The organism is Mycobacterium sp. (genome assembly GCF_035623875.1).
Taxonomy (GTDB): Bacteria; Actinomycetota; Actinomycetes; order Mycobacteriales; family Mycobacteriaceae; genus Mycobacterium.
Window position 1 is genome coordinate 1 of the sequence record NZ_DASPSP010000302.1, and the last position, 11,538, is coordinate 11,538.

The 11,538-nt window shown below is 65.1% G+C and carries 12 protein-coding genes; 4 read left to right on the forward strand and 8 right to left on the reverse strand.

Annotated elements, in window-relative coordinates; genetic code table 11:
• Positions 1 to 509, reverse strand: a 509-nt coding sequence (locus VEI45_RS24115; RefSeq protein ID WP_324857033.1) for a gamma carbonic anhydrase family protein, incomplete at its 3' end; no start/stop codon positions are given.
• Between the two features lie 135 nt (positions 510 to 644).
• On the opposite strand from VEI45_RS24115, the gene VEI45_RS24120 reads away from it, so the two are divergent.
• Both VEI45_RS24120 and VEI45_RS24125 read left to right on the forward strand, forming a co-directional pair.
• A complete protein-coding gene (locus VEI45_RS24120) occupies positions 645 to 1,805 on the forward strand; it encodes a Rieske 2Fe-2S domain-containing protein (protein ID WP_324857034.1) in 1,161 nt (386 codons plus the stop codon).
• 85 nt (positions 1,806 to 1,890) lie between these two features.
• Positions 1,891 to 2,352: a hypothetical protein gene (locus VEI45_RS24125; protein WP_324857035.1), complete on the forward strand. Its 462-nt coding sequence runs from the start codon at positions 1,891 to 1,893 to the stop codon at positions 2,350 to 2,352.
• Here the strand turns inward: VEI45_RS24125 and VEI45_RS24130 are convergent, their stop codons facing one another.
• The 7 genes from VEI45_RS24130 to VEI45_RS24160 all read right to left on the reverse strand — a co-directional run bounded on the left by VEI45_RS24130 (position 2,353) and on the right by VEI45_RS24160 (position 8,880).
• Complete coding sequence (locus VEI45_RS24130; RefSeq protein ID WP_324857036.1) at positions 2,353 to 3,498, reverse strand: sulfotransferase; 1,146 nt, start codon at positions 3,496 to 3,498, stop codon at positions 2,353 to 2,355.
• Positions 3,499 to 3,607: 109 nt separating this feature from the next.
• A complete protein-coding gene (locus VEI45_RS24135; protein WP_324857037.1) occupies positions 3,608 to 4,390 on the reverse strand; it encodes an SDR family oxidoreductase in 783 nt (260 codons plus the stop codon).
• Positions 4,387 to 5,526, reverse strand: coding sequence for a hypothetical protein (locus tag VEI45_RS24140; protein ID WP_324857038.1), 1,140 nt, complete (start codon positions 5,524 to 5,526; stop codon positions 4,387 to 4,389). The genes VEI45_RS24135 and VEI45_RS24140 overlap by 4 nt, the downstream gene beginning before the upstream one ends.
• A 96-nt stretch (positions 5,527 to 5,622) precedes the next feature.
• Complete coding sequence (locus VEI45_RS24145) at positions 5,623 to 5,916, reverse strand: hypothetical protein (RefSeq protein WP_414687578.1); 294 nt, start codon at positions 5,914 to 5,916, stop codon at positions 5,623 to 5,625.
• A gap of 99 nt (positions 5,917 to 6,015) precedes the next feature.
• Positions 6,016 to 7,080: a 4-hydroxy-2-oxovalerate aldolase gene (gene dmpG / locus VEI45_RS24150; RefSeq protein WP_324857040.1), complete on the reverse strand. Its 1,065-nt coding sequence runs from the start codon at positions 7,078 to 7,080 to the stop codon at positions 6,016 to 6,018.
• An 82-nt stretch (positions 7,081 to 7,162) separates the two neighbouring features.
• Entirely contained in the window at positions 7,163 to 8,083 is a 921-nt protein-coding gene (locus VEI45_RS24155; RefSeq protein ID WP_324857041.1) for an acetaldehyde dehydrogenase (acetylating), read from the reverse strand.
• Between the two features lie 11 nt (positions 8,084 to 8,094).
• Positions 8,095 to 8,880 (reverse strand): 2-keto-4-pentenoate hydratase, encoded by a 786-nt coding sequence (locus VEI45_RS24160; protein WP_324857042.1) that lies wholly within the window; start codon positions 8,878 to 8,880, stop codon positions 8,095 to 8,097.
• Between the two features lie 73 nt (positions 8,881 to 8,953).
• Between VEI45_RS24160 and kstD the strand changes: the two genes are divergently transcribed.
• Positions 8,954 to 10,636, forward strand: coding sequence for a 3-oxosteroid 1-dehydrogenase (gene kstD / locus VEI45_RS24165; protein WP_324857043.1), 1,683 nt, complete (start codon positions 8,954 to 8,956; stop codon positions 10,634 to 10,636).
• 1 nt (position 10,637) lies between these two features.
• Positions 10,638 to 11,498, forward strand: coding sequence for a MaoC family dehydratase (locus tag VEI45_RS24170; RefSeq protein WP_324857044.1), 861 nt, complete (start codon positions 10,638 to 10,640; stop codon positions 11,496 to 11,498).
• The last annotated feature ends 40 nt before the right edge of the window (positions 11,499 to 11,538 follow it).

The window sequence follows — 11,538 nt, forward strand, 5'->3', positions numbered from 1 at the left end:
CCGGTCAGATAGCGCTGGGCCAGGTCCTGATAGGCCTTCGGGTTGACATTCACCCACATCTCGGCGCCCGTGCCCGCGATCGGGCCCTTGATCGTGGCCGGCGCCCCGACCACCAAAACCTCGTCGGGAATCTTGGTGCCACCGACCACTAATGCGCCGGCCGCGACCATGCTGCGCGAACCGATCACCGCGCCGTCGAGGACGGTGGCATGGTTCGCGATCAGCGCCTCGGCTCCGACATGGACCCCGTGGATGACGCACATGTGCGCCACCGTTGCTCCCGGGCCAATATCGACCGGGATGCCGGGCGGCCCATGCAGCACCGATCCGTCCTGCACATTGGCCCCCTCGCGCACGATGACGGGCGCATAGTCGGCGCGCAGCACGGTGTTGAACCACACCGAAGCGCCGGCCTCGATCGTGACATCGCCGATCAGGGTGGCGGTCGGTGCCACGAAGGCAGTGGGATCGATCTTCGGCGATCGCCCTTCGAAGGAAAACAGCGGCATCGTTCACATATACCGCAGGCCGGGTACCGCGGCGTCTTGACCCGATTAACCGGCGCTAAAGGCAGCCTTCGTTGCGCGACCCGGTAGTAAAACTGTAACGTGTTCTAGTTAGAAGCTGACGAAGTTGGAGGCGTCATGGCTACCGATATTGCCGGTATTCGCGAGATCGACGCCGGCACCCTGCCCGACCGCTATGCCCGCGGCTGGCACTGCCTTGGCCCGGTCAAAGATTACCTGGACGGCGAGCCGCACGGGATCGAGGCGTTCGGCACCCACCTCGTGGTGTTCGCCGACTCGCACGGCGACGTACATGTCCTCGACGGCTACTGCCGGCACATGGGTGGCAACCTCGCGCAGGGCACCGTCAAGGGCGACGAAGTCGCCTGCCCGTTCCACGACTGGCGCTGGGGCGGTGACGGCAAATGCAAACTGGTGCCGTACGCCAAGCGCACGCCACGACTGGCCCGCACCCGCTCCTGGACCACCGACGTGCGCGGCGGTCTGCTGTTCGTCTGGCACGACCACGAGGGCAACCTGCCGCAGCTCGAGGTGCGGATTCCGGAGATTCCCGAGGCGATCAGCGACGAGTGGACCGAATGGCGGTGGAACTCGATCCTGATCGAAGGCTCCAACTGCCGCGACATCATCGACAACGTCACCGACATGGCGCACTTCTTCTACATCCACTTCGGTCTGCCGACGTACTTCAAGAACGTCTTCGAGGGCCACATCGCCTCGCAATATCTGCACAATGTCGGGCGGCCCGACGTCAACGATATGGGCACGTCTTACGGTGAGGCGCACCTGGATTCGGAGGCGTCGTATTTCGGCCCGTCGTTCATGATCAACTGGCTGCACAACAAGTACGGCGACTACAAGGCCGAGTCGATCCTGATCAACTGCCACTACCCGGTGACCCAGGATTCGTTTGTGTTGCAGTGGGGCGTCATCGTCGAAAAGCCCAAGGGCATGGACGAAGCGATGACGGATAAGCTCTCCAAAGTCTTCACCGAGGGCGTCAGCAAGGGCTTTCTGCAGGACGTCGAGATCTGGAAACACAAGACCCGCATCGACAATCCGCTGCTGGTCGAGGAGGACGGCGCCGTCTACCAGATGCGACGCTGGTATCAGCAGTTCTACGTCGACGTCGCCGACGTCACGCCGGACATGACCGACCGCTTCGAGATCGAGGTGGATACCACCATCGCCAACGAGAAGTGGCACGTCGAGGTCGAGGAGAATTTGGAACGGCAAGCCGCTGAAGAAGAAGCAAAGGCGGAGCAGCCGGCGACATGAGCCCGCGCCGGCGACGATGCAGAGCGCCAGCGATGTGGGGGCGCCACCCAGCCGCGGAGCGGCGAGGGGGAGAGGAGCGGCGCATATGAACCAAGGCGATGAGCTGCCCGACGTCGACCGGCTGGCTCGGTTGATGCTGGAGTTGCATGGTGATCACGGCCATGACGATCCGGTACCGGCCGGTGGGAGGCGCGGCGGATCTTGGTCTAAGGCACCGGCTTTCGCCGGTGATTCGGAGCGCGCCGCTGCGGTGCGTGCGGCCACCCAGACTGACCGCACGCGTTACCTGACGTCGGGTTTGCAGCCGGTGGACTGCCGTTTCTGCCATGCCACGGTCAACGTCAAGCGGCTGGGACCGGGGCATACGGCGGTGCAGTGGAATACCGAGGCGTCGCAACGCTGCGCTTACTTCGCCGAACTACGCGCGTCCGGTGAGGACAGCGCGCGCACGCGCGCCTGCCCGAAACTGACCGACAGCATCGAACATGCCGTTGCCGAGGGCTATTTAGAGGCGGTGTCCACCGCCCCTCCCGCCGGCGACGGCTAGCTACAGCCCGGCGAAACGCTCCTTGACCTCTTCGGCGGTCAGCCCGTAGTCGGCAAGCGAATATGAGTGTTTGGGCGCACGCTCGCCGGATTGGCTGTCGAGATGGCTCTGTTCCATGCCCTGCCGGGCCTCGTCGGTCAGCGGGATACCGAAATGGCGGTAGATGTCAGCCACGGTGCCGATCGGGTCGGTGATCAATCCCCGGTAGTCGACGTCGTAGAACTGAGCCGGATCGTATTTGGCACGTGCGGTGTTGAACCGCTGCAGACCGCGCGACCAGGTTTCCATTGCGTCAGCGCCGATCTGATCGCCGCCGAAGCTCGTCGACCACCCTTCGGCGGTGTGCTGCGCCAGAGAGCACATCGAGGCCATGATCGTCTCGACGGGTCGATGCGTCTGGATGACGAGCGCATCGGGATAGGTCGACATCAGCGCGTCCAGCGCGAACAAATGACTGGGGTTCTTCAGCACCCACCGCTTGTCGGTGTCGTTGAGTCCGATCAGCTGAAGGTTCTTGCGGTGCCGCCGATATGCCGGCGTCCAGTCCTGCTGCGACAACCACTTTGAATAGCTGGGCAGGTGGGCAAGCGTCTCGTAGGACACCGAGTGCAGCGACTGCCGCAGCAGCTGCCAGCATTCCTCCAGTTCGTATGCGGCCATGAAATGCAGGCCGGTGTAGCCGGGGTTGTCCTGATGGTGTTGGGTGAACTGCGCGTCGAGTTGGCGATACAGCGGGTTGGATTCCCAGGTGTCGCGCGGCGGACGCGGCTGCGGGAACTCGGCCAGCCACATGTGCAGGCCCTGATGGGCCGGATCGGCGCCGAGCAGCCGGTGCAGCGCCGTGGTGCCGGTGCGCACCAGCCCGGTGACAAAGATCGGCCGCTTGATGGCGACATCGGCATGTTGCGGGTATTGCTTCCACGCGGATTCGGATAGCAGCCTGGCCACCAGCGCGCCGCGCAGGAAGAAGCGGTTCATCTTGCTGCCCAACACGGTAAGACCGGCTTCCCGCTGGTAAGCGTCCAGCAGCACGCCCAGCGCTTCGCGGTAGTTGTCGTCGTCGGCGCCGAAGTCGTCCAGCCCGGTCAGCTTAGTGGCCGAGGCGTGCAGCTCGTCGACAGTTGCGATGTCGGTGCGTTGGGTCATTACGCCGCCTCTCCCCGGCAAGCGGGTGGGGGTACCCCCAGCCGCGAAGCGGCGAGGGGGCGTGCCCCCACCTCATCGCTGTGCTCTGCATCGTCGTCGGCGGCGGCCATCAGGTGTGGTACTCGCCGCAGTTGACGTCGAGCGTCTGCCCGGTGATGCCGCTGGACAGATCGCTGGCCATGAACAGAATCGCCGACGCCACCTCGTCCTCGGTGGGCAGCCGTTTGAGGTCAGAGTTCGCCGCGGTGGTCTGGTAGATCTGCTCGGCTGTGGTGCCGTACTTGCCGGCCTGATGGTTGAAGTAGGCTTGTAAAGTGTCACCCCAGATATAGCCGGGCGCAACCGAATTGACGCGGATACCCTTCTCGCCCAGCTCGGTGGCCAGCGACTGCGACATGGACAGCAGCGCGGACTTCGCCATCTTATAGGCGCCGTATTTCGCCTGCGAGTGCCGGATCACCATGGAGTTGACGTTGACGACCGAGCCGTGCGACTCGGCCAGCGGCGGCGTGAAGCCCTGGATGAGTCGCAGCGCCCCGAGCGCGCTCAGTTCGATCGCATCGCGGATGTGCTGAAATGTCGTGCCGGCCAACGGCTTCATCGACGGCACCCGGAACGCGTTGTTGATCAGCACGTCGACCTTGCCGTAGGCCTCCATGGTCGCGTCGACGAGGTTGCTCACCTGATCATCGTCGGTGATGTCGGTGGGCACCGTCACTGCCCGGCCTCCGGCGTCGGCGATCTGCTTGGCGACGTCGTCGAGGCGTTCGGGGGTGCGCGCAGCCAGCACCAGGTCGGCGCCCGCACGGGTGCACCGGTGAGCCAGAGTGGTGCCGAGACCCGGACCCACTCCGCTGATCACGACTACTTTACCGTCGAGCATCTTCGTCATCCCAGCATCCTTGCTGCAATTTGTCGTTGGCGCAACGCAATTCGCGCCCGCCAGTCGTCTTCGGAAATTTTGTTGTGCTCGAAGTGCGGCAGCGACGCGGGAACCGCATCGACGTCGACCAGCTCGACGGTGGGGCCATCGGCCTCGGCGAGCTGTCGGGAGACCCGCTGCCAGCGGAACTGCAGGAAGCCGCGTCGATGGCCCAGCGTCTCGACCCAGTTCGTCACTCCCGGATTCTGGTCAGCGACGACGATACGGAACTTGCCGTCCGGATCCGCTTGGGCCTGAGTGTTGTTCAGCGATGTCTGGTGGTTGATGTAGTCCAGCGAGATGTACCACATGCTGCCCAGCTGGAACCCGAGGTAGGGAGCATCGGAGACCGGGATCGTGATCACCAGCGCTTGATCCGGTCGCAAGTCGAAGTGTCCGACCGACGAGTACTGGGTGGCCAGTCCGCCCGGCGTCAACCGGGGCGCGACCATCGTGTTGACCGGAATGTCTAGATAGAACCACTGCGGAAACTGCAACCATGTCTTCACGCGGTTCACCAGTTGCTTTCCCGCTGTGGCGTAACGCTTTTCGATCGCTGTGCGGGTCAGCGGGGGCGGCGCGGTGCCCGCGGTGTCCAACCTGGAAATGGCCAGCGTGCCGCGCTGCGCCGACCAGTCGCCGTAGACCTCGCGGATCACCAGCTGGGCGGGGCTGGTCGGTCGCACCTGCCATTGGAAGCTGCCGTCCGCGGCGATCTCGAGCTCGCGGTCGTCGAACGCAGCCTGGCTGGCGGGCACGTTGTCGTCGGTGTACTCACCGCCGAGCAACTGGAAGCTCAGGTCGGTGGTGGTGCCGCGGATGCCGGTGACGAGGTAATCGTGGTCTGGTTGGACCCGGCAGCCGAAGTAGAGGGTGTCCGGGTTGTCCAGGCCCATCTTGGTGAACGGCCCGGTACCCGACAGCAGCATCGGGTGATCACGCTCGTAGTCGAACACCATGTGCGTGCAGCCGGCCACGCAACCGGCCAGGTACTGCAGCCCCTCCAGCAGGTCGGCTTCGGTCTCGATATGCGGTGCGGCGGCGACCAGTTCTTCGGCCTCGGCGATCGCGGAGACCAGCGGCTTGGAGACGAGAGGAGAGGACACGTGTTGACGCTAGAACGTGTTCTAATTTTCGTCAATGGGCGAACATTCCCGCGTGTTGGCGCGGGCACTTACGGACGAGGCTCGCTCACTCTCCGGCTACGGCGCGCACTGCTGCGACAGGTCGATCAGATGCTGCCGCACGTCCGGATGCCGATTCAGGTAATCGATGACGTTGCCGTTGCCACCCTCCGCCTGCGACGCGGCCTGCAGCTGCTGGTGCAGGTCGGGATGCCGCTGTAGGTACGAGTCGATGGAATTGCCCACGGTCTGATCGCATTGGGCGTTCGCCACAGGCAACGCGATCAGCGTCGAGGCGGCGGCACTCAGCAGGCCACCGGCGAGCAAACCGTACAGTCCGCGGCGCAGGGACCATGGGGTTCGGGAAGTCATGGTCATCGGGTTGCTCCTTAGGGCACCGAATTTTGCTTCGATGTACTAATCGAGACTACCCGCGACAGCGTTACCGCTGCCTTTGCTGAAGCTGTGAGGCTAGTGTGCGACGGCTCGCTGCCCGCTCGCCGCCTGTTCGCGCTTGATCTCCAGCGCAATGTCGATGAGCTGGTCTTCCTGACCGCCGATGAGTTTGCGCTGGCCGGCCCGGTGCAACAGCTGGTGTGCCGGGACGTCGTAGCGCTCAGCCTGGCGAACGGCGTGTTTGAGGAAGCTGGAGTACACCCCGGAGTACCCCATAATCAGGGCGTTGCGGTCGAGCAGGCATTCGGCCGGCATGGCGGGTCGCACGACGTCCTCGGCGGCGTCGGCGATATCAAAGAAGTCGATGCCGGTCTTGACGCCGATCTTGTCGAACACCCCGATCAGCGCCTCGACGGGCGCGTTGCCCGCGCCGGCGCCGAAGCGGCGGCAGGAGCCGTCGATCTGCTTGGCACCCGCCCGCACGGCCTCCACCGAGTTGGCCACGCCCAGGCCGAGGTTCTCGTGGCCGTGGAAGCCGACCTGGGCGTCGTCGCCGAGTTCGGCGACCAGCGCGGACACCCGATCGGCTACCCCGTCGAGGACCAGCGCACCGGCCGAGTCGACCACGTAGACGCACTGGCAGCCGGCGTCGGCCATGATGCGCGCCTGCGCGGCCAGTTTCTCCGGCGCAATCGTGTGCGCCATCATCAGGAACCCGACGGTTTCCAGCCCCAGCTCGCGCGCCAGGCCGAAGTGCTGAATCGACACGTCGGCCTCGGTGCAGTGGGTGGCGATCCGGCAGATCGACCCGCCGTTGTTCTGGGCCTCCTTGATGTCCTCCTTGGTGCCCACCCCGGGCAGCATCAGGAAGGCAATCTTGGCCTCTTTGGCGGTCTGCGCGGCCAGCTTGATCAGTTCCTGCTCGGGCGTCTTGGAGAACCCGTAGTTGAAGCTCGAGCCACCCAGCCCGTCACCGTGCGTGACCTCGATGACCGGCACACCCGCGCTGTCCAGCGCGGCCACGATGGCGCCGACCTCGTCCTTGGTGAACTGGTGACGCTTGTGGTGCGAGCCGTCCCGCAGCGACGTGTCGGTCATCCGGACATCCCAGATCGGGTTGAAGAAGATGTCGGTAGTCATTGGCGCCACTCCTCCTCATCGCTTCGTCCCCCTCGCCGCTGCGCGGCTGGGGGTGCCCCCACTGCATCGTCGATGGCGCGACTCATGCCTGCGCTCCTCCCGCTGTCGCGGACAGGGATTCCTTGGCGATCTCCTCGCCCACCTTGGTGGCCGCGGCGGTCATGATGTCGAGATTGCCCGCATACGGGGGCAGGTAATCCCCGGCACCTTCGACCTCGACGAACGTGGTGACTAGGGCTTGGCCGCCGGAGTTGATCGACGGCTCGTCGAACTGCGGCTCGTTGAGCAGCCGGTATCCCGGCACATAGGTCTGCACCTCGGCGACGACGTCATGGATCGATTTGGCTATCGCATCGCGGTCGGCGTCCTCGGGGATGGCGCAGAAGATGGTGTCGCGCATGATCATCGGCGGGTCGGCCGGGTTGAGGATGATGATCGCCTTGCCGCGCTTGGCGCCGCCGATGGTCGCCACGCCCTTGCTGGTGGTCTTGGTGAACTCGTCGATGTTGGCCCTGGTGCCCGGCCCCGCTGAGGCTGAAGCCACCGACGCCACAATCTCGGCGTAAGGCACCTCCACCACCCGCGACACCGCATAGACGATCGGGATGGTCGCCTGTCCGCCGCAGGTGATCATGTTGACGTTGGGCACGTCGAGGTGCTCACGCAGGTTCGCCGGCGGAATCACGGCCGGACCGACCGCGGCCGGCGTCAAGTCGATGGCCCGGATGCCCGCCGCCTCGTACTTCGGGGCCGCATCGCGGTGCACGTAGGCGCTGGTCGCCTCGAACACCAGATCGGGTTTCTCGGACTGGGCGAGCAGCCAGTCGACCCCCTCGTGGGTGGTCTCCAGACCCAGCTTGCGCGCGCGTGCCAGGCCTTCACTCTCCGGGTCGATGCCCACCATCCAGCGCGGTTCGAGCCACTCCGAGCGCCGCAGTTTGTACAGCAGGTCGGTGCTGATATTTCCCGACCCGACAATCGCAACACTTGCCTTTGACGGCATTGACGCTCCCTTTACTTGAAAGACAACCGGACGGATCCGAGGCCGGCAAACTCGGCGACGAAGTCGTCGCCGGGTCGGGCGTCGATGGCCCGCGTACACGAGCCCGGTAAGACGATATCGCCGGCCCGCAGCCGTACCCCAAAGCTTTCCACCTTGCGGGACAGCCACGCCACCGCCTTCACCGGATTACCCAACACGGCATCACTGCGGCCCTTGGCCACCACCTCGCCGTTGCGGGTCAGCACCGCGTCGATCGCGGTGATGTCGATGTCGGCTGGCGCCACCCGCCCCGAACCGAGCACAAACCCCGCCGAGGAGGCGTTGTCGGCGATGGTGTCGCACAACGCGATCTTCCAATCGGTGATTCTGGTGTCGATCAGCTCGATGGACGGCACAAAAGCCTCAGTGGCCTTGAGCACGTCGTCCTCGGTGCAGTTTGCGCCCGGCAGGTCGTGAGCCAGGATGAAACCGACCTCGACCTCCACCCGCGGATAGAGGTAATTCGCCGCGGTGACCGGCTTGTTTTCGAATACCTGCATGTCGTTGAGCAGATGCCCGTAATCCGGCTCGTCGACGCCCATCATCTGCTGCATCGCCAGCGACGAGAGGCCAACCTTGTGCCCCACCACCCGAGCGCCCTCGGCGACCCGCTGACGGATGTTGATCAGCTGGATCTCGTAGGCGTCGACGACGTCGATCTCGGGGTGCGCAGCCGTCAACGGCGCGATCGGCTGGCGGCTCCGCTCGGCCTGCGCCAGATCGGCGGCCAGCACATCACGGGTGGCTAGCGGGATCATTTAACCGAAGTCCCCTTGTTCGTGTGACCGGGGCAGTAGCGCCCGGCCCCGGCAATTCTATAACGTGTTCTACATGACAGCTCAGGAGTTCGACGTCGTCGTGGTCGGGAGCGGCGGCGCGGGCATGGTTGCTGCCCTCGCGGCCGCCCACCGGGGTCTTTCGACAATAGTCATCGAGAAGGCTGCCCACTACGGCGGTTCCACTGCGCGGTCGGGCGGCGGCGTGTGGATTCCCAACAACGAGGTCCTCAAGCGCGACGGCGTCAAGGACACGGCGGAAGCGGCGCGCACCTATCTGCACGGCATCATCGGCGACATCGTCGAGCCGGACCGCATCGACACCTACCTCCAACGCGGGCCAGAAATGCTGTCGTTCGTGCTGAAGCACACGCCGCTGAAGATGTGCTGGGTGCCCGCGTATTCCGACTACTACCCGGAGGCCCCGGGTGGCCGCCCGGGGGGCCGTTCCATCGAGCCGAAGCCGTTCAACGTCAACAAGCTCGGCCCCGACCTGCCCGGGCTTGAACCCCCATACGGCAAGGTCCCGCTCAATGTCGTTGTGATGCAACAGGACTACGTGCGGCTGAACCAGCTCAAGCGGCATCCCAGAGGCGTGCTGCGCAGCCTGAAGGTGGGCACGCGCACCATGTGGGCAAAGGCTACCGGCAAGAACCTCGTCGGCATGGGACGCGCGCTCATCGCGCCGCTACGGATCGGGCTGCGCAAAGCCGGCGTCCCGGTACAGCTCAACACCGCCCTGACCGACCTGTACGTCGAGGACGGTGCGGTCCGCGGCGTCTACGTGCGTGGTACCGAGACACCCGAATCCGGCGAGCCGCAACTGATCCGGGCCCGAAAAGGCGTGATTCTCGGCTCCGGTGGATTCGAACACAACGAGCAAATGCGAGTGAAGTACCAGCGCGCACCGATCACCACCGAATGGACAGTCGGCGCGAAAGCCAACACCGGCGATGGCATTCTGGCCGCCGAAAAGCTCGGCGCAGCACTGGAGATCATGGAGGACGCGTGGTGGGGGCCGACGGTCCCGCTGGTGGGCGCACCGTGGTTCGCATTGTCCGAGCGCAACTCGCCCGGCTCCATCATCGTCAACATGTCCGCCCAGCGATTCATGAACGAATCCATGCCCTACGTCGAGGCGTGCCACCACATGTACGGCGGCGAGTACGGCCAGGGTCCGGGTCCGGGTGAGAACATTCCGGCGTGGCTGGTGTTCGATCAGCGATACCGCAACCGCTACATCTTCGCCGGATTGCAGCCGGGACAACGTATTCCAGGCAAATGGCTGGACTCCGGCGTGATCGTCCAGGCCGATACGCTCGAGGAGCTGGCCACCAAGACCGGCCTGCCGGTAGACGAGTTCACCGCGACGGTTGAGCGTTTCAACGGCTTTGCCCGCTCGGGTGTCGACGCCGACTATCACCGCGGCGAGAGCGCCTACGACAGGTACTACGGCGACCCGACCAACAAGCCGAACCCCAACCTCGGCGAGATCAGTCACCCGCCGTATTTCGCCGTTAAGATGGTGCCCGGCGACCTGGGCACCAAGGGCGGCATCCGCACTGACAAGCATGGCCGAGCACTGCGCGACGACGGCAGCGTCATCGAAGGCCTCTATGCGGCGGGCAATGTCAGCGCGCCGGTGATGGGACACACGTATCCCGGTCCGGGCGGCACCATCGGCCCTGCGATGACCTTCGGCTACGTGGCCGCTCTGCATCTTGCAGGAGCGAACTGACATGCCGATCAATCCGGAAGTGGCATTGGCCGCCGAGCTCGATCCGATCGAATTCGCTTGGAGCAGTAGCGATGTGCAGCTCTACCACCTGGGATTGGGTGCGGGCGCCGACCCGATGGACCCACGTGAGCTGCGCTACCTGGTCGACGATACCCCGCAGGTGCTGCCGACGTTCGCCAACGTCGCAGCCACCTTTCACGCCACCAAGCCGCCGACCGTGCGATTCCCCGGCATCGACATCGAGCTGAGCAAGGTTTTACATGCCAGCGAGCAGGTGACCGCGCCGGCGCCGCTGCCTCCCTCGGGGGCCGCCAAGGCCGTCACCCGGTTCACCGATATCTGGGACAAGGGCAAGGCCGCGGTGATCTGGTCCGAAACCACAGCGACCGCACCCGACGGGACCCTGCTGTGGACACAGCGGCGGTCGATCTTCGCCCGCGGCGAAGGCGGATTCGGTGGCGAGCGCGGGCCGTCAACGACTGCTGCCGCGCCGGACCGGGCGCCGGATCTCGAGCTCGATATACCCCTGCTGCCGCAGCAGGCGCTGTTATACCGGCTCTGTGGCGATCGCAATCCGCTGCACTCCGACCCCGAATTCGCCTCTGCCGCAGGGTTTCCGCGGCCCATCCTGCATGGCTTGTGCACCTACGGCATGACCTGCAAGGCGCTCGTCGACGCATTACTCGACGCCGACGTCGCGGCCGTCGCGTCCTACGGCGCACGCTTCACCGGCGTGGCCTACCCGGGCGAGACCCTGAAGGCCGCCGTCTGGAAGGAAGACGGCCGGCTGCTGGCCAGCGTCGTCGCGCCCGCCCGCGACAACGCCGTTGTGCTCACCGGGGTGGAGCTGGTTCCGGCATAGCCTAGGGACTTGTTTTCTGAGAGACCGCCGTGGGACCTAA